The organism is Siccirubricoccus phaeus, from assembly GCF_008360935.1.
Classification (GTDB): domain Bacteria; phylum Pseudomonadota; class Alphaproteobacteria; order Acetobacterales; family Acetobacteraceae; genus Siccirubricoccus; species Siccirubricoccus phaeus.
In genome coordinates this window covers 48,851-67,617 of sequence record NZ_SRXO01000008.1, presented here as the reverse complement: position 1 = coordinate 67,617, position 18,767 = coordinate 48,851, and the positions used below count along the sequence as shown (strand labels likewise).

Below are 18,767 nucleotides of genomic sequence, written 5' to 3'. Positions count from 1 at the left end.
TAGCGCCCATGGATCAGCAGAGCGAACTCGCCAAGGTGAAAGCCCGCATCCGGGCCCTGGCCGCGAAGACCGTGGAGCGCGGCTGTTCCGAGGCCGAGGCCCTGGCTGCCGCCGCCAAGGTGGGGGAGCTGCTGGAGGTCTATGGGCTTTCGATGAGCGAGGTGGAGCTGCGCGCGGAGGAATGCGTGCAGCGCCGGCTGGATTTCGCCGGGCCGCAACGCCTGGCGCTGCGCTGGCTGTATCCGGCGCTGCTGCGCTTCTGCGAATGCCGCGGCTGGACCGATGGGCGGGCAGATTTCGTGCTGTTCGGTCTGGAGCCGGATGTGCAGATGGCGGAGTACCTGCTGCGCGTCATCGGCGGCGCGCTGGCCTGGGAGGAAGGGCAGTTCCGCGCCAGCGCCGATTACGCCCGCAGCCGCGCCACGCCGCAGACCCGGCTGCGCAGCTTCCGCTACGGCTTCGCCGACCGGATCGCGAAGCGGCTGGAAGCGATGGTGGCGGAGCGGGAGGCAGCGGCCGAGGCACGGCGCGACGCGGCGGGGCCGGCGGCGGCGAGTGCTTCGACCGCGCTGGTGCTGGCCAAGGAGAAGAAGGTGGAGGAGGGGTTCCGTGGCCTCGGCGTGCGGCTGCGCACCGTGTACAGCACGGCGACGGTTCGGGATCGCGGCGCCTATGGCAAGGGCGCGGCGGCGGGCGGGCGCGTCGGGCTGGGGCGGCCGGTGGGCGCGGGCGCCGGGACCAGGAGCCTGCCGCGGAAGTGACGCCCCTCCCTACCTCACGCCGACGCGCCCCATGATGCGTTCGACACCGTCGAACGCACCCGGAGCCAACGCCATGGGGCTGAAGAGCACCGAGGCGGCGGCGAAGCCGCGCCGCGCGCCACGCCAGCGGCGCGCGGCTCGCACATCATGCCGGGGACGGGCTGCCCGCAGGTTGCGCTGGCGGTGTGCTGTCCGCACGGCGCGCCGGGGGCCTGCTGTCCGCACCTCACGCTGGCGGCGCGCCGTCTGCACGACGCGCGGCGAAACCCTTGCCAGCCTTCCAGCTCCATGGCCCGGGGCGATGGTTGCCCTCGCCCTCACCCTGCGAGGCAAGCTTCGCGGAGCCCCAGTCACCGTCGCAGGCAGTTCCATGTGCCGGCGAGGCAGGGCGCGATGAGCCGCGGCGACGTGGCGGCGCGGCGGCTCTACGCCTGGGAGGATGCGGAGGTGGCGCCGCGCGACGTCTCCCGCGTGCCCTTCGGGCAATTGCAGGCGCTGGTCGATCACGTCTGGACCGCCGAAGGGCTGCGCTTCCCACCACGGGTGCGGCCCCTCCCGCGCCAGGCGCGCAGCACCGTGGCACGCGCCAGCCGCACCGCCATCGAGGCGCCGCCCGAACTCCCCACCTGGATCCTGCTGCACGAATTGGCGCATGCCATGAGCAGCACGGTGGAGGGCGCCAGCGACGGGCATGGGCCGCTCTTCCTCGGCCTTTACCTGCATCTGCTGGTCCGCCATGCCCGCATGCCGCGGGCGGCGCTGGAAGCCTCCCTGCGCGAAGCGGGCCTCGCCTTCGATCCGGCGCCGCGCCCCGCCTTCCTCGACTGAGCCCGGCCGCGCTAGGCTTCCCCCTCTTGCGGAGGAACGGGACCATGCGGCCAAGAATTGCCTTCATCGGCGCCGGCGCGGTGGGCGGCTATGTCGGCGGCCACCTCGCCCGGCTGGGCCAGGATGTCACCCTCATCGACCCCTGGCCGGAGCATGTGGAGGCGATCCGCGCCCATGGCCTCGCCCTCTCCGGGCTGGAGCCGGAGGAGAATGTGACGGTACAGGTCCCGGCCCTGCATCTGACGGAAGTGCAATCCGCCTTCCGCCACCGCCCGATCGACATCGCCTTCGTCAGCGTGAAGTCCTACGACACGGTCTGGGCCGCGCATCTCGTCGCGCCCTATCTGGCGGAGGGCGGCTTCGTCGTCTCGCTGCAGAATTGCATCAACGAGGAACGGATCGCGAGCGCCGTCGGCTGGGGCCGCACGCTAAGCATGATCGCGGCGACCATCTCGGTCGATCTGTACGAGGCGGGGAAGATCCGCCGCACCGTCGGCCGCGGCGGCAGCGGGCGCATCGTCTTCGCGGTGGGGGAGGTGCATGGCCGCATCACCCCGCGGCTGGAGGCGCTGCGCGACATGATCGCCGGCATCGACAGCGTGAAGGCGACGACCAATCTCTGGGGCGAGCGCTGGTCGAAGCTTTGCGTCAACGCCATGCGCAACCCGACCAGCGCCGCCACCGGGCTTTCCGGCAATCAATGCGACCAGCACCCGCAGATCCGCCGCTTCGCGCTGCGCATCGGGGCGGAGGCAGTGCGCATCGGCCAGGCGCTGGGCTACAGCCTGGAGAAGATCCAGGCCATGGATCCCGCGCTGCTGGCGGCCGCCGGCGAGGGTGACCTGACGGCGCTGGAAACCGCCGAGGCGACGCTGGTGGAGAATGGCCGCAAGGCGCAGCGCAGCGATCTGCAGCGGCCTTCCATGGCCCAGGACATGGCGAAGGGCCGCAAGACGGAAATCGACTTCATCAACGGCTTCATCGCAGCGGAGGGGAAGAAGGCTGGTCTCCCCGCCCCGGCCAATGCCGCGCTGACGGAGATCGTGAAGCGGGTGGAGCTGGGCGAGGTGCCGGCGCGGCCGGAGAACATCATCGGCATCAATATCTGAGGGCGGCTGGTCGCCAGGGGCAGCGGCGACCGGCACGCGCTGGCGCGCCGCGCCGCGGGGCCGAGCGCAGACGAGGTGAAACCGCTCTAGAGCATTTTCAAGTCCGGCGGAATCGCCGGACGACTCGGAAAATGCGACCGAACAAGGGGCTAGAGCGGGTTCGCCGAGCGCAGGCGAGGTGAAACCGCTCTAGCGTCCCGATTCCGCAGTCCCGCGGACTTCGTTCTCGGGCCACTGGCTTTTGTTCTCAGTGGCCTGCTTGTCCGCTGCGTTCGCTGGAAATCAGCGAACGCAGCGGACAAGACACTAGCTGTTCGCCTTCAGATAGGCGAGCAGGTCGTTCAATTGCTGCTCATTGCGCAGCCCGGGATAGGACATGGAGCCGGCCGGCACCACCGCCCTCGGGTTGGTGACATAGGCGCGCAGCGTCTCCTCATCCCATTCCAGCCCGCCTTCGGCCTTGGCGCGCATGGCGGCGGAATAGCGGAAGCCCTCGATGCTCGCCGCCTTGCGGCCGATGATGCCGTGCAGGTTGGGCCCGACGCCGTTGCGCCCGCCGGCATCGACGGTGTGGCAGGCACGGCACTGGTTGAAGACGCGCTGCCCGGCAGCGGCATCCTGCGCCGCGGCGGGCAGGGCGGAACCGCCCAGCATGGCGACGGCAAGGGCAAGGCTGGCGACACGGATCATGCGGCTGGTGTCTCCCGCTGCGATGCGCCGGAGATGCGCGCCATGCTGCACTGCGTCAAGGCTGCCGCGACGCCTGCCCAGCAAGGGTCCCGGCCGCGGGCCGGCACGGGATTTCGCCCCAGGCCAGGGCCGCGCGGCACGGCCAGGGCCAGGAGCGGGGCCAAAGAGCCGGGCCAGGGGGCGGGGCCTGGGACGGCCAATGGAAGCCGCGCAGGGCGCCCCCCCGCGGAGTCTTCGGGACCGGCCTCACCCCCAGGGGTTGCGCCGCGCTCCGCCGCTCCACGGTCCTGGCTGGCGGACAGGCGCCGCCGGGGCGGCACCCCAGCCGCCACCGCCCCGGCCACCGCCGCCCTGCGGCGCCGCCATGGCCAGCAGCCGCGCCACCCGCTCCTCGGTCGGCGGGTGGGTGGTGAACAGGCTGTCCAGCCGGATGCCGGACAACGGGTTGATGATGAACAGATGCGCGCTCGCCGGATGCGCCTCCGCCGTTGGGTTCACGATGCCCTGCTTGTAGCGCTCCAGCTTCTGCAGCGCGCTCGCCAGCCAGCGCGGGTCGCCGCAGATCTCGGCGCCCAGCCGGTCCGCCTCATATTCCCGGGCGCGGCTGATCGCCATCTGCACCAGCATGGCGGCGATGGGCCCGACGATCATCAGCAGGATCGCGCCGATCGGGCCGAAGGGGTTGCGCCCGCCATCCTCCCGCCGGCCGCCGAACAGGAAGCCGAATTGCGCCAGCATGCCGATGGCGCCGGCGAGCGTCGCGGTGATGGTCATCAGCAGCGTGTCGCGATGCCTGATATGCGCCAGCTCATGCGCCACCACGCCGGCCACCTCCTCCTCGCTCATCAGGTTCAGCAGGCCGGTATTGACGGCGACCGCGGCATTCTCCGGGTTGCGGCCGGTGGCGAAGGCGTTGGGCTGGTCCTCATGGATTACGTAGAGCGCCGGCATGGGCAGGCCGGCGCGCTGCACCAGCCCCTGCACCAGGCGGTAGAGGCGCGGGGCGCTCTCCGGCGCCAGCGGCTCCGCATTGTGCATGGAGAGCACGACGCGGTCGCTGTTCCACCAGGCCCAGAGATTGGTGCCGCAGGCGAGGAGGAAGGCGATGACCATCCCCTGCCGCCCGCCCATCGCATAGCCGATGGCAAGAAAGAGGGCGGTGAGCCCCGCCAGGAGAATCGCCGTCCGCAGATAGCCGCCCATGATCCCGACCCCCGGAAGCCGCGTTGTGGCTGTTCCACCCCCGCCCTGGCCGGGCGGGTGGCGCAGCCCTTGAACCTGAAGCCTGGTGGCCAAGCCGGCCCCGATGCCCCAGATGAGAAGCATGACCGAGACTCGACAAGGGGGTGCCGTGCCGCACCCCGCCCGACTGTCCGATCCGCTGCCCCCCGCCGGGCCGCCGCCGCCGGTGCCGCCGGTGCCGCCGCCCCCACCTGGGCCGGATCTGCCGGAGCCGCCGATCGACGACCCGCCCGGGCAGGACGTGCCGCTGCCCGGCGACCCCAGGCTGCCACCGGCCGGGGACCCGCCGAGCGATCCGCCGGTGCGGGTGAAGGAAATGCGGGCGAAGGAAATCGGCGGCCCTACCGGGCCGGAGCCGACCCGCTACGGCGACTGGGAACGCAAGGGCCGGGTCTCGGATTTCTGACCCAGCGACGCACGCGCCGGGCGCGATTGCGACTCGGGCGGGATGCGGGATCGGAGCGGGAACGGCCTGGTAGGCCGCGCTGCCTTCAGCCACAAACCCTTGTGGGTCAGGGGGTTGGCGGTCTCCCGAGTCGCGGGGTGGCGATTCGTTCGTGCGACTCGGGCCAGGCGGTTGATTCCGATCAGAATCTGTTGGCGGCCTGGGGGCGGCGATTCAGGCTTCGTTCCAGCGCGTCGAACCGGCCGTGCTGCAGGGGCCAGGGGCTGGCGGCGCGGCCACGCCGGCCTCCTTCCCCGGCCTGCAGCGAAGGCAGGCCGCCCCGGCCCCTGCGGCAAGTCCGGGTGTTCTACAGGGCCTTGCTGTCGGGAGGGACGCGCGGCGATGCAGGGTGGGAGTCCAGGCCTGCCTCGGACGCATCCGGCACCGGCATGCACGCCACACGGTTGCGCCCCTCCCGCTTCGCCTCGTACAGCGCCGCGTCGGCCGTGCCGAGGAGGGCGGAAATCTCGGGCGCGGCCTTTGCTCCGGGCACCACCGCGGCCACGCCGATGCTGCCCGTGACGACACCGGCCTCGCTTCCCTCGTGGCGGATGGCCAGGGCCTGGATGGCCGCACGGACGCGCTCGGCGACGTCCCTGGCGCCGGCGAGGTCCGTCGAGGGCAGGATGGCCGCGAATTCCTCCCCGCCATAGCGGGCGGCGCGATCCCCGGGCCGGCGGATCGTCGCGGCGATGGCCGAGGCCACGCTCCGCAGGCAGTCATCGCCCGCCGGATGCCCGTAAAGGTCGTTGAACCGCTTGAAGTGATCGACGTCGAGCAGCATCACCGCCAGCGGCTTGCTGCTCCGCGCGGCGCGGCGCCACTCCATGACCAGCTCATCGTCGAAATGCCGGCGATTGGCGATGCCGGTCAGCCCGTCCGTCGCGGCGAGCTCCGCCAGCTTCGCTTCCATCGCCCGGCTGACGGTCACGTCGCGCGAGATGCCGACATAGCCATCCGGCGCGCCGGTCCGCGGGTCGCGCACCAGCCGGAGGGTCGACTCGATCCAGATCTCCGCGCCGTCGCCGCGCCGTGCGCGGTAGGTCAGGCCGGCCTGCTCCTGGCCCTCGCCCAGGGAGGCGACGGCGGCCTCGAATTCCGGCCGATCCTGCGGATGGATGTTCTCCTCGGGGCGCCGCCCGACGAGCTTCTCGGCATCCATCCCCAGCAGGCGCTTCGCGGCCGGCGAGGCATAGCGCCGCAGACCGTCTGCGCCCACGCGCGACACCATGTCGCTCGCATGCTCCGCCAGCATGCGGAATTGGGCCTCGCTCTGCGCCAGGACCCGCTCCGCCTGCCGGCGCCGCCGCAATTGCGCGATCAGGCGCAGCCCGAGAACCAGAATGACGCCCGTCACGGCGAGGACCGATACCATCCGGAACCGGGCGCCGCGGAGCCAGGCGGCCAGGGCCTCATCGGTTCCGGCGGAGACCGTCACGAGAATTGGGAAGCGCTCGCTCCGGCGGTAGGCAACCAGCCGCGACACGCCATCGATGGCGGACACGACACGGAATTGACCCGCGGGCCCGCGCTCCGCCAGAGAGGGCACCATCGGCAGGATCCGGCCGATGACGGAATCGTCGAAGGGATGGCGCGACATGATCATGCCGTTCGTGTGCACCAGGGTGATCGAGCCCTCCCGGCCGACATCGAAGGTGGAGTAGATCTGCGCCACGCTGGCCGAGGCGATCGAGGTGAGCGCGACGCCGGCGAACTGCCCCTGGCGATCCTCGACGCGCCGGGAGATCGTCAGGAGCCAGTCGCCGTTCCGCCGGCTGCGGACCGGCGGACCGAGGAACGGACCGCGACCGGGATCCGCGCGATGATGCTGGAAGTAGGGGCGGTCGGCGTTGCTGACGCTCAGCGTCTGGTTCGGCACCGAGCTGAGCAGGCGTTTCCCGTCGCGGTCATCGACAGAGAAGCCGCGTAGCTGCGGCTGGTTGGCGGAAGCGGCGGCCATCAGGCCGCCGAGACGTGCCATCGCCTCCGGGCCCGTACCATCCGCTTCCAGGCGGTCGACAATTCCCACCAGCGCCGCATCCGCCGCGGCGATGGCGCCTTCCGCCTCCTGGAGAATGGAATGGGCCAGATTCGCCGAGGCCGTCTGGACTTCCTGGAGCTGGCTCTCCCGGCGCGTCCACTCATGCCAGCCCTCCACGGCAAAGATCGCGAGGCACACAAGGCCCAGCAGCAGGTAGGCGCGCAGGCTATCCGAACGCGCCTGAGCATCCGGGCGCCGGGCGCTGTCCTGTGCGGCACTGGAACACTCCGGGGGATGCATGCCCTTCCTTCCAGCGTTCGGCCCGCCGTGGCAGCGGCCACAGAGCGGCTTCCGCACGACGGCCGCGCCCATCGGCTCGCCCCTGGGCGAGCTTCGTCCGCGCCCGGGGATCGCCGCGTGCCAGCCACAGGCCGCGAGCCCGGTGTCGATCAGCCGCCCTCAGCCATGCGCGGTCGCCGGATGCGCGGCAAATTCGCGGAATTGAAATGAGTTCCGGTCAAACATATCGGCCTGCCCTGCCGACGCGAAGTCCCGAATCATGCGCTCGAGACGGATCGTCGGATCGGCCCGAGGAGCGGGTCGGCCTTGCAGCGCTCCTGCCGGGCACGGGGGCGGAGCCCCCCGTCCTTCACCCTCCCGCGCTCGGATAAAGCCCTGGCACCAGCCGCGCGAACATGGCCGCCACGGCGCCATGGCATTCACAGCTCGCCGCTTCCAGCCCCTTCCGGTCCAGCACCAGCACGCGGCTGCGCCGATGCTGCACCAGCCCGCGCTCTTCCAGCCCGGCGATGATGCGGGTGATGGTGGTGCGCCGCACGCCCAGCGCATCGGCGAGCGCTTCCTGGGTCATCGGCAATTCCGCGCGGCCGATGCGGTCGTGCAGTTCCAGCAGCCGGCGGCAGGTCCGCTCCTCCACCTGATGCAGCGCGGCGCAGGCCGCCGCCTGCATCGCCTGGCCCAGCAGCGCGGTGCGATAGCCGTCCAGTAGCGCCTGCAGGCTGGGCGCCGCGGCCGCCGCGGCGGCGAGGCGGGAGGCCTCCACCTTCAGCCCCGGCCCGCCGGCCAGCACTTGGCAGCGCAGTCCGCGCAAGCCGGTCAGGTCGCTCGGCTGTCCCACCACCCCTTCGGCGCCGACCATCAGCGCTTCCACCGCGCGCCCGTCCTCCGTGGCGATCTGCAGCGACAGCACGGTGGAATCGCAGGGAAACACCGCGAAGGAGGTGGCGCGGTCGCCGAATTCGAGCTGGCTGCCCATGGTGAGGATGACCGGCACGAATTGCGTCTGCAGCAATTCCAGGTCCGCCAGGGGCAGGCGGTCCAGCAGGCGGTTGCCGGAACGCCGAACCGCCCAGGACCGGATCCCGCCCTCGTCTTCCGCACTCGATGACGCCACCGAGGACCTCCGAAGTCGTATCGCGAACAGTTGATATCAGAGATCACCGGGCCTGCCATGGGGGAAACTGCGACCGATTCGCAATCGCCACAACTTCCTGTCCAGCCCTTTCGGGCCGCTCTTTCCGTCATCTCCGTCGCAGCCAGCACGTCGCGGAATGCAGATTGCAACCGAAAGAGGAATATCTGCCTTAGGGATTGCGTGCAAATGCCCGGCCAGGCGTCTCGTCGCACGTCTTGCGGCAAGTCGCATGTCATGGGCACGCGCGCTGGTGCGCCTGCCCCGGGGCCGAGCCGAGCCTCGCGCCGGCCAGGACGGAGCGAGGCGGGAACAGGTCCCTGTGCTGTGGAAACTCAGCCCGTGGGCAGCAGCGCCAGCAGCGCGTCCGCCGCCTCGATCTCCGCCACCCGCGCCGCCGCCCGCGGCAACAGCCGGGCCAGGTAGAAGCCGGCGATGGGGGCGTAGCGCGGCTCCGCCGCCGCAGCCCGGGCCAGCATCCAGCCGCCCAGGGTCCAGCCGCAGGCCTCCAGATAGGCGGTCGCCGCCGCCTCCGCCGCCGCCGGCTCCCGCACCCCGCGCTCCAGCAGCCAGGCGGTGGCGCGCTCCAGCCCCGCCACCGACTCGGCCAGGCGCGGATCGGCCGCCTTCACTTCGGCCAGCAGGGCGCGCATCTCCGCCCCGCCATCGCGCTGCACCTTCCGCCCCACCAGATCCAGCGCCTGGATGCCGTTGGTCCCCTCATAGATCGGGGCGATCCGCGCATCCCGCAGCACCTGGGCGGCGCCGGTCTCCTCGACGAAGCCCATCCCGCCATGCACCTGGATGCCGAGCGAGGCGCATTCCACGCCGCGGTCCGTGCACCAGCCCTTCACGATCGGCGTCAGCAGCGCCACCCGCGCCTCGCTCTCGCCCAGCCGCCGGGCGCGGTCCAGCGCCGCCCCCGCCTCCAGCGCCAGCAGCCGCCCGGCGAGGGTGATGGCGCGGATCTCCGCCAGCATGCGCGCCACATCCGGGTGGCGGTCGATGGGCTTGCCACCCTGGATGCGCTGCGCCGCATAGGTCTCCGCCAGGGCCAAGGCGCGGGCGCCCTGCGCCACGCCCTCCACGCCGACGCCGAGCCGGGCGGCGTTCATCATCGCGAACATGGCGTGCAGGCCGCGATGCGGCGCGCCCACCAGCTCCGCCTCCGCCCCCTCGAACAGCATCACGCAGGTGGGGGAGGCGTGGATGCCGAGCTTCTTCTCGATGCCGCCGCAGCGCAACGCGTTGCGGCGGCCATCGGGCAGCCGCTTCGGCGCGGCGAACAGGCTGATGCCGCGGGTGCCGGGCGGCGCATCCGGCAGCCGGGCCAGCACCAAGTGCAGCGTATCCTCGGTCAGGTCGTGCTCGCCCCAGGTGATGAAGATCTTCTGGCCGTGCAGCCGGTAGCCGCCGGCGCCGTCCGGCTCCGCCCTGGTGCGGACCAGGGAGAGGTCGGAACCGGCCTGGGGCTCGGTGAGGCACATGGTGCCGGTCCATTCGCCGCGCACCAAAGGCGGCAGCCAGGCGGCCTGCTGGGCCGGGGAGGCGAAGCGGGCAATCGCCTCGATGGCGCCGGCGGTCAGCAAGGGGCAGAGGCTGAAGGCCATGTCGCCGGTGGTGACTAGTTCCGAAACCGCCATCCACAGGGCCTGCGGCAGTTCCTGCCCGCCCAGCTCCACGCCGTTCAGCTCCGCCGGGGCGGCGAGGCCCTGCCAGCCGCCCTCCACCCAGGCCTGGTAGGCCGCCTTATAGGAAGGCGGGGTGCGGACCACGCCGTTCTCGTAGCGGGCGCCATGGCGGTCCGCCTCCTGCGAGGCGGGCCAGAGGATGCCGGTGGCGAAGCGCTCCGCCTCGCCGATGATGGCGGCGATGTCCTCCGCCGCCAGGGCGCCGCCGGTGAGGCCGGGCAAATCAATCAGGCGGGTGAGGCCGAAGACCAGATCCTCCGCCTGGGTGGGTGCAGCGGTCATGCGTTGCCTCCGTTCTTCGGTATCCCTTAGAGCAGATCGCCGGAGGGCGGCATCGCCCAGGGGCGTGAATCTGCTCTACAATCCATGAGCTAGAGCGGTTTCGCGCTGCACAATCAGCGTGAAGCCGCTCTAGCACCTTGGGTGCCAGGGGCGCTGCCCCTGGCACCCCGGCAGGAGGGCGTCGTGGGCGGTGCCCGCGACCCCGCACCTCCGCCGGGGGACCGGACCGGCCCCGGACCCCGGCCCGAGTCGGACCTCGGGTTCGTCGGGCTACAGCTCCACCTCGCCCCGCAGCACGGGCACGCAGCCGCCGCCGACGCTGGCGAAGATCTCGCCCGCCGCATTCCGCCGCGCGCTGGCACGCAGCAGGCTGGGCCTTCCCATCTCCACGCCCTGGGCGATCTCCCAGGCCCCGCTCTCGCCACCGCCGAGATGCAGCAGGAAGCCGGCCAAAGGCGTCGCCGCGCTGCCGGTCGCCGCATCCTCCCAGGTGCCGGAGAGCGGCGAGAACATCCGCGCCCGGAGCCCCGGCCCGGCCCGGCGGTACAGGTACAGCGAAAGCCACCCGCCCAGCGCCGGCACCTCGGCGACGGCGCGGTGGAAAGCGGCCAGGTCCGGCACCGCCGCGGCCATCGCCGCCTCCGTCACCTCCAGCAGCAGCCTCGGGTTGCCGCCATCGCTCGCCGTCACCGGCAGGTGGCGGGCGGTCACCACCCCTTCCGGCGGAATGCCGGCGCAGGCGGCGGCCAGCGCCACCGGCACCTCCGTCCCGATCTTCAGCTTCTGCGGCGCATCGATGGTGGCGCCGAGCAGCCGCCCCGCCGCATCCCGCTCCACCCGCACCTCCACCAGCCCGGCGCGTTCCTCGAAGCGCAGCACGCCCCCCACCGCCCGCTCCGCCAGCGCATAGCCGGTGCCGACATTGGGGTGGCCGGCGAAATCCATCTCCGCCGTGCGGTTGAAGATCCGCACCCGGGCAGTGTTGGCGGGGTTGTCCGGCGGCAGGACGAAGGTCGTCTCGCTGAGGTTGAACTCATTCGCCAGGGCCTGCATCTCGGCATCGCCCAGCCCGCGCGCATCCGGGAAGACCGCGAGCTGGTTGCCGCCGAAACGGCGGTCGGTGAAGACGTCCAAGGTGAGGAAGGCGAAGCGGCGCATGGGCGGCCCCTGGGCTGGCGCGGCGATGACGCCCCCCCGCGGCGAAGGGCGCCCCGCCCGCGCGGGATGGGCCGGCAGCCTAGAGCAGATCGCCCCGGGGCGGCACCGCCGGCAGGCGCGTGGCAGCCCTGCCGGCCATGGCCCGGAGCAGTTCCGGCGGAGCTGGACACCCCGGGGACGACCCCGGGGACGACCCGGGACAGGGAGCGGCAAAGCACATGGCCGGCGCCCCACACGCCGCCGCCAAGCGCCTGTCCCCGGGCGCTTTTCCCGCCTTGCGGCTTGCCAGCGGCGCGCCGTCGCGCCATGTGTCGCGTCGCACAACGCCCCGCGCCGCCGATGCGGGGGCCTGAAGGACCTGGCCGCCGTGACCTATGTCGTTCTCGAGAATTGCATCAAGTGCAAGTACATGGACTGCGTCGAGGTCTGTCCGGTGGATTGTTTCTACGTCGGCGAGAACATGCTGGTGATCCACCCGGATGAGTGCATCGATTGCGGGGTGTGCGAGCCGGAATGCCCCGCCGAGGCCATCGCGCCGGACAGCGACGACCGCGCGACCGAATGGGCGGAGCTGAACCGGACCTATGCCGCGCAATGGCCGAACATCACCCGCAAGGGGGAGCCGCCGGCCGATGCCGAGGAATGGAAAGGCAAGCCTGGCAAGAAGGAATTGTTCAGCCCGGACCCCGGCAAGCCCTGAGGCCGGGCCCGCCCCAGCGCGGGCGTGACGCGGGCCTTGCCGGGGTGAGGGTGACTCAGCCCAAAATTAATGCTATGCTTTCAACTTGATGGCGGAGGTCGGCGTGAGCCGGCGGCCCGTCGCGTTCTGTGACACTGCCGCGAAGCTTTTTCCCCGAATCGGGGCGCGCGGCGGGGGCGCTGCGCGGCCCGGGCCTGCACCGGACGGATCTCTGGCCGCTGACATGGTCTGGCCGAAGCGGGTGGGCGCGCAGGAAGCGCGGTCGGCCACGCGTCCGGGCAGCGCCGCAGGAGAGTTGTCCGGCATGAAGGCACCCGCCCGCGCCAAGACCCCTACCCGGAAGCGGAAGCGCACCCCCTCCGGCACCGCCACCAAGGCCAAGCCGCCCGTCGCCAAGGCCAAGCAGGTGGTGACCCCCCGGCGCAGCGCCAGCCCGACCAAGCCCCGCAGCCCTGCCGCGAAACCTGCCGTCCCCCGCGCCGCCGCCGCGAAACCCGCGGCGCCGAAATCCGCTACCGGCAAGCCGGCATCGCCGAAGCCGGCCGGCGCAAAGGCCCAGGCCGCGAAGCCGGCCGCCCCCAGGCCGGCGCCGGCGAAACCGGCCAACGCGAAGCCGGCCAGCGCCAAACCGGCTGCCGCCGCGGCGAAGCCCGCCGCCCGGCCCGGCCAGGCGAAGCCTGTCACGGTGCCGCCAGCAGCCCCGAAGGCCCTCGCCGCCAAGCCCGCCACCACCGCCTCCGCCCTTGCCAAGCCTGCCCCTGTGAAGCCCCCTGCTCCGAAGACTCCCGTCTTGACCTCTGCCTCTGCCAAATCACCCGCGGCCAAGCCGGCCGCGAAGCCCGGCCCGGCCACCAGGCCGGCAGCCAAGCCCGCCCCCGCGCCGGGGGCGGAACCGCCATCGGCCGCCAAGGCCGCCCCGGCGAAGCCTGCCGCCGCCGCCAGGCCGGCCGCCGCCCCAGCAGCCCCAGCCCCGGCGGCCGCGAAGCCGGCTGCCCCGGCCCCTGCCGCCGCCCGGCCGGCCGAGCCGCCCAGGCCCGCCACATCGCCCCGCCCCTCCGGCTTCGCCGAGGCGCAGGCCGCCGCCCCCCTGCCGCCGCCAAAGCTGCCACACGCGGCAGCCGAAGCCGGCCGTTCCGCCGCCCCCGCCGCCGTCGCCTCGGCCCGGCGCGAGGGGCCTCCCCTCCCTCCTCAGAGACAGCCTGCCAAGCCCGTGGAATTCAAAACCGGCGACCACGTCGTCTACCCGACCCATGGGGTCGGCACCGTTCAGGGAATCGAGACCATGTCCGCCGCAGGGCATTCCCTGCAGGTCATCGTCGTCACCTTCGAAGAGAACCGGATGACGCTCCGCGTCCCGGTCAACAAGGCTGCGTCCTCCGGCCTGCGCAAGCTCACCGCCCCCGATGCGATCAAGGAGGCGCTGGACACGCTGAAGGGCAAGGCGCGCATCAAGCGCACCATGTGGTCCCGCCGTGCCCAGGAATATGAGGCGAAGATCAACTCCGGCGATCCGGTCGCGATCGCCGAGGTGGTGCGCGACCTGCACCGCAATGCCGGCCAGCCGGACCAGTCCTTCTCCGAGCGGCAGATCTACGAGCAGGCGATGGACCGCCTGGCCGCCGAGCTCGCCGCCATCGACCGCACCGACAAGGCGCAGGCGACGGAAAAGCTGCTGGCGCATTTGAAATCGGCATAGAGGCCCTGGGGGTTTCGCCCCCCGCCCGCCGGCAGGGGTGCTGCCCTCTGCACCCCCGCCAGGGGCCAGGGGCCAGGACCTGGCCTCCGGACCCCGGTTCGAGTTCGCGACCCGACGGGTGAACCTGCTGCCTCGCAGCGGGGGCCGCGGCCGCCTAGAGCGTGATCGGTTGAGGTCGAATCGACCGAAACCGTGAATCACGCGACCGAACAATGAGCTAGAGCGGGGGCGGGTGAGCGCAGCTCAACCGATCCCGCTCTAGGGCAAGGATCCGGGCCGCCGGGCCAAGGCCGGTCCATCGGCCCGATGGCCGCCTACCGCCGCCCCAGCTTCAACGCCAGCGCCACGATCCCCGCCCCGGCCAGCGCCAGCGCGACCGGCGCGCCGAAGCCGCCGATCATCGCCCCGATCACCACCGGCCCCAGCGACTGGCCGATGAAGAAGTGGAAGGCGTGCATCGCCACCGCGGAGCCGCGGGCCTCCGGCGCCACCTCCGTCACCCGGGTCTGGATGCTGTTATGCATCATGTAGAACCCGACCCCGAGCAGCAGCCCGGCCGAGACGAAGAGCCAGGCCGTCGGCGCCAGGCCGAAGCCGAGCAGCGCCACCCCCGACATCGCCCCGCCCAGCACCACCATCCGCGCCTGGCCCAGCCGGCCGAGCGCGCTCTTCACCAGCGCCGCATAGGCGAAGCCGCCGCAGCCGAAGGCGGCCACCGTCAGCCCCGCCTCGAAGCTGGCGCCCGCCGCCTCCGCCAGCCCGTGCTGTCCCAGCAGCAGGGTCAGGTAGGGGAAGGTGCCGAAGATCAGGATCCCCTCCACCAGCACCGCGCCGAACAGCAGCCGCGCCGCCGGCATGCCGAGCAGGGCGCGGTAGCGGCCGAAGGCCCTGACCGGCTCGAAGGGCAGGCGCGGCTCCGGCGGGCCGCCGAAGGGGATCATCGCCAGCAGCGCGGAGGCCAGCACCGCGACCCCGCCGCACAGGCCCAGCACGCCGCGCCAGCCGAGCACCGGCGCCAGCATCCCGGCCAGCACCCCGCCGCCGATCTGCCCGGCGATGGCGAAGACCAGCACCCGGCTGAGCGCCACCTGCCGGTCCTTCAGCGGCACCGCATCGCCGATGGTGGCGAGGGTCAGCGGCATGATGCCGCCCGCCGCCATGCCGGTCAGCGCCCGCAGCAGCATCAGCGTGCCGAGGCCGGGGGAGAAGGGCGCGATCAGCGCCATCACGGAGAGCAGGAGGAGCGAGACCCGGATCACCCGCCTTTTGCCCAGCGCATCGCCGATCGGCCCGAGGATCGGCTGGATCAGCGCAAAGGGCACCGCGAAGGCGGAGGCGAGCAGCGCCACCCGGTCCGGCGGTGCGGCGAATTCCTCGGCGATGATGGCGACGAAGGGATCGGTGACCCGCACGCTGAGCGCCCCGGCGAAGGCCGTGATGCCGAGCAGCAGGATCAGCCGGTTCGGGTTCGGAAGGTGCGGGGCGGACATTCCCGCTTTTGTGCACCGCAGCGGCGGGGGCGTCCATCCCGCGGCGGGGGGGGCTGCCATGCCGCCGCTGCCGCTTCCCCCAGGCTCCCCGCCGGCATCCTCCCGGGTTGCGCGGCGTTCCCCGCCCATCCCCCGCAGGAGGCCCGGCCGATGAGCTATGCCCGCTTCGGCACGATGATCGCGACCTCGACCCTCGTCATGTTCGGCCTGATGTACCTGAACGCCTATTCGGCCGCGCATCTCTTCTTCAGCCAGACGCGAAGCTGGATGGCGGTGGTGATGGGCGCCGCCATGGCCGCCATCATGCTGCTCTTCATGTGGGGGATGTACCGGAACCGGCGGGCCAACCTCGCCATCCTGCTCGGCGCCGCCCTGGCCTTTACCGGTGCGCTCTTCCTGGTGCGCAGCCAGGCCACGGTGGATGACGTCGCCTACATGAAGGCGATGATCCCGCACCATTCCATCGCGATCCTGACCAGCGAGCGGGCGCGCATCCATGATCCCCGCGTGCGCGACCTCGCCGACCGGATCATCGCGGCGCAGCAGCGGGAGATCGGCGAGATGCGGGACCTGATCGAGTCGCTGGAGCGGCAGCCGCCGCCCGCGGATGCCCCGCGCCTGCCGCCGCCGGGCTGAGCGCCGGCAGGTGCGGGATTCACCTTCCGCCGGCATGCTGCGCGGCACGGGCACCTGCCCGGGGACGTCGAGGGGAAGGCCAGGGGGTTCTGCCCCTGAGGCCCGCCGGGGAGGATACTCCTCCCCCGGACCGAAGTCCGAGTTCCCGACCCGTGGGTTGACCCCGCAAGCTCCCGCCGGAGGCGCCGCATGCCGCAGACCCAGGTCCTGATCGTCGGTGCCGGTCCCACCGGCCTGGTGCTCGCCATCCAGCTCGCCCGGCGGGGCATTGCCTGCCGCATCATCGACCGCGCCTCCGGGCCCGGCGAGGCCTCCCGCGCCATGGCGGTGCATGCGCGCACCCTGGAATTCTACCGCCAATTCGGCTTCGCGGAGAGGGTGGTCGCGGCCGGCATCCCCATGGCGGCGCTGCGCCTGCGCGAGGCGGGGCGGGAGGTGGCACGGCTCGATCTCGGCGCGCTCGGCGCCGGCGAAAGCCGCTACCCCTTCATCCTCAGCCTGCCGCAGGACGAGCATGAGGCGCTGCTGGGGCGGCAGCTCGTCGCGCTGGGCGTCCGGGTGGAATGGGGGGTGGCGCTGCGGGCGCTGGCGAAGGGGCCGGACGGGGTCCGCGCGACCCTGGCGACGCCGGCCGGGGAGGAAAGCTGCGACGCCGCCTGGCTCTGCGGCTGCGACGGCGCCCATAGCCGGGTGCGGCAGGCGCTCGGCCTCGGCTTTCCCGGCGGCACCTATGCCCAGCGCTTCTACGTGGCGGATGTCGCCATCGACGGCCCGCCCCGCCCGGATATCGAGGCGAACCTTGCCGCCCAGGGCCTGGCGCTGCTCTTCCCGGTGCGGCGCACCGGCATGCAGCGGGTGATCGGCATCCTGCCGCCCGGGCTGGGCGACCGGGAGGCGGTGGAGTTCGAGGCCATCCGCCCGACGGCCGAGGCGATGCTCGGCATTTCGGTGGCGCGGGTGAACTGGTTCTCCACCTACCACGTGCACCACCGCGTGGCGGCGGGCTTCCGGCGCGGCCGCGCCTTCCTCGCCGGGGATGCCGGCCATATCCACAGCCCGGCCGGCGGCCAGGGGATGAACACCGGCATCGGCGACGCGGTGAATCTCGGCTGGAAGCTGGCGGAGGTGCTGCGGGGCCGCGCGGCGGAAAGCCTGCTGGACAGCTACGAGCCGGAGCGGATCGGCTTCGCCCGGAGCCTGGTCGCCACCACGGACCGGGCCTTCACCGCCATGGTCGGCACCGGCCTCGGCAGCCGGCTGCTGCGCAGCCTGGTGCTGCCGCGCCTGGCGCCGCCGCTGCTCGGCATCGGGCCGGTGCGGCGGCGGCTGTTCCGCACCGTCTCGCAGATCCACATCGCCTATCCGGACAGCCCCCTCAGCGAGGGCAGGGCCGGGGCGCTGCCGGCCGGGGCGCGGCTGCCCTTCCTCGAGGTGCCGGGCGGGGACAGCCATGCCCCGCTGGATGGGCGGGGCTGGCGGCTGCAGCTCCATGGCGAGGCCGCGCCGCCTTTGGTTGCGGTGGCGGCGGAGCTCGGCCTGAAGCTCGATGCCTTCCCCTGGAGCGCGGCGGCCGGACGGGCCGGGCTGGCGCGGGATGCCGCCTACCTGCTGCGGCCGGACGGGCATGTCGGCCTCGCCTGGGCGGGGCAGGACCCGGCCCGGCTGCGCGCCTATGCGGCGAGGCACGGGCTGCGCTTCGGCGCGGCAGGGTAGCGTGGGACGGGTGCCGGGGCCGTGCCGCCAGCCGGGGGCGGCAGCACGCAGCACGGTCCCAGCCGCGCCGCCGCCCGCACCCGGCGCGATGCCCGCGCGCCGGCCAGGCCAGCCAGGCAAAGGCGCCGGTAGCCGGAGAATTGCCGGGGAAATTGCCGACGGCCCCTGGCCCTTCGCCCCGTGGCGCCAATCTTCCCCCGGCCCACCGAGGAGACCCCCATGCCCGCCCCCGCCGAGGATGCCCGCCGCCACGCCCCCGCCGCGCTGCGCAACCAAGACGCCATCCTGGCGGTGCTGCGCCGGCACCTGCCGCAGGCGGGGCTGGTGCTGGAGATCGCCAGCGGCAGCGGGGAGCATGCGATGCATTTCGCCGCCGCCCTGCCTGGCCTGGTCTTCCAGCCCAGTGACCCGGAGGCCGGCGCCCGGGCCAGCATCGATGCCTGGGCGCGGCGGGCCGGCCTGCCCAATCTCCGCCCGGCCCTGGCGCTGGATGTCCGGGAAACGCCCTGGCCCGTCGCCCGGGCCGAGGCGGTGTTCTGCGCCAACATGATCCACATCGCGCCCTGGGCAGCGACGCCGGCGCTGATGGCGGGCGCGGGGAGCTGCCTGGGCCCGGGCGGGGTGCTGGCGCTCTACGGCCCGTTCCGCCGGGGCACCCATACCGCGCCGAGCAACGCGGCATTCGACGCCGATCTGCGCCGGCGCAACCCGGCATGGGGGGTCAGGGAGCTGGAGGCCGTGACGGCCGAGGCGGTCGCCCAGGGATTCCTGCCACCGCTCATCGAGGAGATGCCGGCGAACAACCTGACCCTCCTCTTCCGCCGCAGCCACATGGCCTGAAGCGGGCGCGGCACCGCAGGGCGCGCCCGCCGCGAACGTCACCGCCGAAGCTGCGGGAAGCAGTGGCCGGGGC

Annotated in this window: 17 protein-coding genes; 9 read left to right on the top strand and 8 right to left on the bottom strand. The window is 72.7% G+C overall.

Annotated elements, in window-relative coordinates:
* Positions 1-8 precede the first annotated feature (8 nt).
* The 3 genes from E5N76_RS13020 (at position 9) to E5N76_RS13010 (ending at position 2,698) form a co-directional block, all read left to right on the top strand.
* Positions 9-761 (top strand): DUF7168 domain-containing protein, encoded by a 753-nt coding sequence (locus E5N76_RS13020; protein ID WP_149537739.1) that lies wholly within the window; start codon positions 9-11, stop codon positions 759-761.
* A gap of 393 nt (positions 762-1,154) precedes the next feature.
* Complete coding sequence (locus tag E5N76_RS13015; RefSeq protein WP_149537738.1) at positions 1,155-1,589, top strand: hypothetical protein; 435 nt, start codon at positions 1,155-1,157, stop codon at positions 1,587-1,589.
* Positions 1,590-1,633: 44 nt separating this feature from the next.
* Positions 1,634-2,698 carry a ketopantoate reductase family protein gene (locus E5N76_RS13010; protein ID WP_149537737.1) on the top strand — a complete coding sequence of 355 codons (1,065 nt, stop codon included), beginning with the start codon at positions 1,634-1,636 and terminating at the stop codon, positions 2,696-2,698.
* Positions 2,699-3,004: 306 nt separating this feature from the next.
* Here the strand turns inward: E5N76_RS13010 and E5N76_RS13005 are convergent, their stop codons facing one another.
* Both E5N76_RS13005 and htpX read right to left on the bottom strand, forming a co-directional pair.
* The gene (locus E5N76_RS13005) at positions 3,005-3,388 is read right to left on the bottom strand and encodes a c-type cytochrome (protein WP_149537736.1); all 384 of its coding nucleotides are present in this window, start codon (positions 3,386-3,388) and stop codon (positions 3,005-3,007) included.
* A gap of 246 nt (positions 3,389-3,634) precedes the next feature.
* On the bottom strand, positions 3,635-4,591 hold the full coding sequence (htpX, locus tag E5N76_RS13000; RefSeq protein WP_149537735.1) for a zinc metalloprotease HtpX: 957 nt from the start codon (positions 4,589-4,591) through the stop codon (positions 3,635-3,637).
* A gap of 256 nt (positions 4,592-4,847) precedes the next feature.
* On the opposite strand from htpX, the gene E5N76_RS31590 reads away from it, so the two are divergent.
* Positions 4,848-5,036 carry a succinate dehydrogenase assembly factor 4 gene (locus E5N76_RS31590; RefSeq protein WP_457852678.1) on the top strand — a complete coding sequence of 63 codons (189 nt, stop codon included), beginning with the start codon at positions 4,848-4,850 and terminating at the stop codon, positions 5,034-5,036.
* Positions 5,037-5,382: 346 nt separating this feature from the next.
* Here the strand turns inward: E5N76_RS31590 and E5N76_RS12990 are convergent, their stop codons facing one another.
* The 4 genes from E5N76_RS12990 to E5N76_RS12975 form a co-directional block, all read right to left on the bottom strand.
* Entirely contained in the window at positions 5,383-7,428 is a 2,046-nt protein-coding gene (locus tag E5N76_RS12990) for a diguanylate cyclase domain-containing protein (protein WP_149537734.1), read from the bottom strand.
* 277 nt (positions 7,429-7,705) lie between these two features.
* Positions 7,706-8,470: a Crp/Fnr family transcriptional regulator gene (locus E5N76_RS12985; protein WP_149537733.1), complete on the bottom strand. Its 765-nt coding sequence runs from the start codon at positions 8,468-8,470 to the stop codon at positions 7,706-7,708.
* Positions 8,471-8,823: 353 nt separating this feature from the next.
* Entirely contained in the window at positions 8,824-10,461 is a 1,638-nt protein-coding gene (locus E5N76_RS12980) for an acyl-CoA dehydrogenase family protein (RefSeq protein ID WP_149537732.1), read from the bottom strand.
* Between the two features lie 270 nt (positions 10,462-10,731).
* Entirely contained in the window at positions 10,732-11,619 is an 888-nt protein-coding gene (locus tag E5N76_RS12975) for a PhzF family phenazine biosynthesis protein (protein WP_149537731.1), read from the bottom strand.
* Positions 11,620-11,986: 367 nt separating this feature from the next.
* Here E5N76_RS12975 and fdxA point away from each other — a divergent pair, with 367 nt between their 5' ends.
* Positions 11,987-12,319, top strand: coding sequence for a ferredoxin FdxA (fdxA, locus tag E5N76_RS12970; RefSeq protein WP_149537730.1), 333 nt, complete (start codon positions 11,987-11,989; stop codon positions 12,317-12,319).
* Positions 12,320-12,391: 72 nt separating this feature from the next.
* Here fdxA and E5N76_RS12965 read toward each other — a convergent pair whose 3' ends face one another.
* On the bottom strand, positions 12,392-13,186 hold the full coding sequence (locus E5N76_RS12965; RefSeq protein ID WP_149537729.1) for a hypothetical protein: 795 nt from the start codon (positions 13,184-13,186) through the stop codon (positions 12,392-12,394).
* A 343-nt stretch (positions 13,187-13,529) separates the two neighbouring features.
* Here E5N76_RS12965 and E5N76_RS12960 point away from each other — a divergent pair, with 343 nt between their 5' ends.
* Entirely contained in the window at positions 13,530-14,015 is a 486-nt protein-coding gene (locus tag E5N76_RS12960; protein ID WP_149537728.1) for a CarD family transcriptional regulator, read from the top strand.
* 314 nt (positions 14,016-14,329) lie between these two features.
* Here the strand turns inward: E5N76_RS12960 and E5N76_RS12955 are convergent, their stop codons facing one another.
* Positions 14,330-15,505, bottom strand: coding sequence for an MFS transporter (locus tag E5N76_RS12955; protein WP_187830140.1), 1,176 nt, complete (start codon positions 15,503-15,505; stop codon positions 14,330-14,332).
* Between the two features lie 150 nt (positions 15,506-15,655).
* Here E5N76_RS12955 and E5N76_RS12950 point away from each other — a divergent pair, with 150 nt between their 5' ends.
* The 3 genes from E5N76_RS12950 to E5N76_RS12940 all read left to right on the top strand — a co-directional run bounded on the left by E5N76_RS12950 (position 15,656) and on the right by E5N76_RS12940 (position 18,694).
* Positions 15,656-16,141, top strand: coding sequence for a DUF305 domain-containing protein (locus tag E5N76_RS12950; protein WP_149537726.1), 486 nt, complete (start codon positions 15,656-15,658; stop codon positions 16,139-16,141).
* Positions 16,142-16,330: 189 nt separating this feature from the next.
* Positions 16,331-17,854 carry an FAD-dependent monooxygenase gene (locus E5N76_RS12945; RefSeq protein ID WP_149537725.1) on the top strand — a complete coding sequence of 508 codons (1,524 nt, stop codon included), beginning with the start codon at positions 16,331-16,333 and terminating at the stop codon, positions 17,852-17,854.
* A gap of 219 nt (positions 17,855-18,073) precedes the next feature.
* Entirely contained in the window at positions 18,074-18,694 is a 621-nt protein-coding gene (locus E5N76_RS12940) for a DUF938 domain-containing protein (RefSeq protein ID WP_149537724.1), read from the top strand.
* The last annotated feature ends 73 nt before the right edge of the window (positions 18,695-18,767 follow it).

Coding starts and splice junctions, on each gene's coding strand:
- E5N76_RS13020 (WP_149537739.1), top strand. CDS start 9: ATGGATCAGCAGAGCGAACTCGCCAAGGTGAAAGCCCGCATCCGGGCC.
- E5N76_RS13015 (WP_149537738.1), top strand. CDS start 1,155: ATGAGCCGCGGCGACGTGGCGGCGCGGCGGCTCTACGCCTGGGAGGAT.
- E5N76_RS13010 (WP_149537737.1), top strand. CDS start 1,634: ATGCGGCCAAGAATTGCCTTCATCGGCGCCGGCGCGGTGGGCGGCTAT.
- E5N76_RS13005 (WP_149537736.1), bottom strand. CDS start 3,388: ATGATCCGTGTCGCCAGCCTTGCCCTTGCCGTCGCCATGCTGGGCGGT.
- htpX (WP_149537735.1), bottom strand. CDS start 4,591: ATGGGCGGCTATCTGCGGACGGCGATTCTCCTGGCGGGGCTCACCGCC.
- E5N76_RS12990 (WP_149537734.1), bottom strand. CDS start 7,428: ATGGGCGCGGCCGTCGTGCGGAAGCCGCTCTGTGGCCGCTGCCACGGC.
- E5N76_RS12980 (WP_149537732.1), bottom strand. CDS start 10,461: ATGACCGCTGCACCCACCCAGGCGGAGGATCTGGTCTTCGGCCTCACC.
- E5N76_RS12975 (WP_149537731.1), bottom strand. CDS start 11,619: ATGCGCCGCTTCGCCTTCCTCACCTTGGACGTCTTCACCGACCGCCGT.
- E5N76_RS12955 (WP_187830140.1), bottom strand. CDS start 15,505: ATGTCCGCCCCGCACCTTCCGAACCCGAACCGGCTGATCCTGCTGCTC.
- E5N76_RS12950 (WP_149537726.1), top strand. CDS start 15,656: ATGAGCTATGCCCGCTTCGGCACGATGATCGCGACCTCGACCCTCGTC.
- E5N76_RS12945 (WP_149537725.1), top strand. CDS start 16,331: ATGCCGCAGACCCAGGTCCTGATCGTCGGTGCCGGTCCCACCGGCCTG.
- E5N76_RS12940 (WP_149537724.1), top strand. CDS start 18,074: ATGCCCGCCCCCGCCGAGGATGCCCGCCGCCACGCCCCCGCCGCGCTG.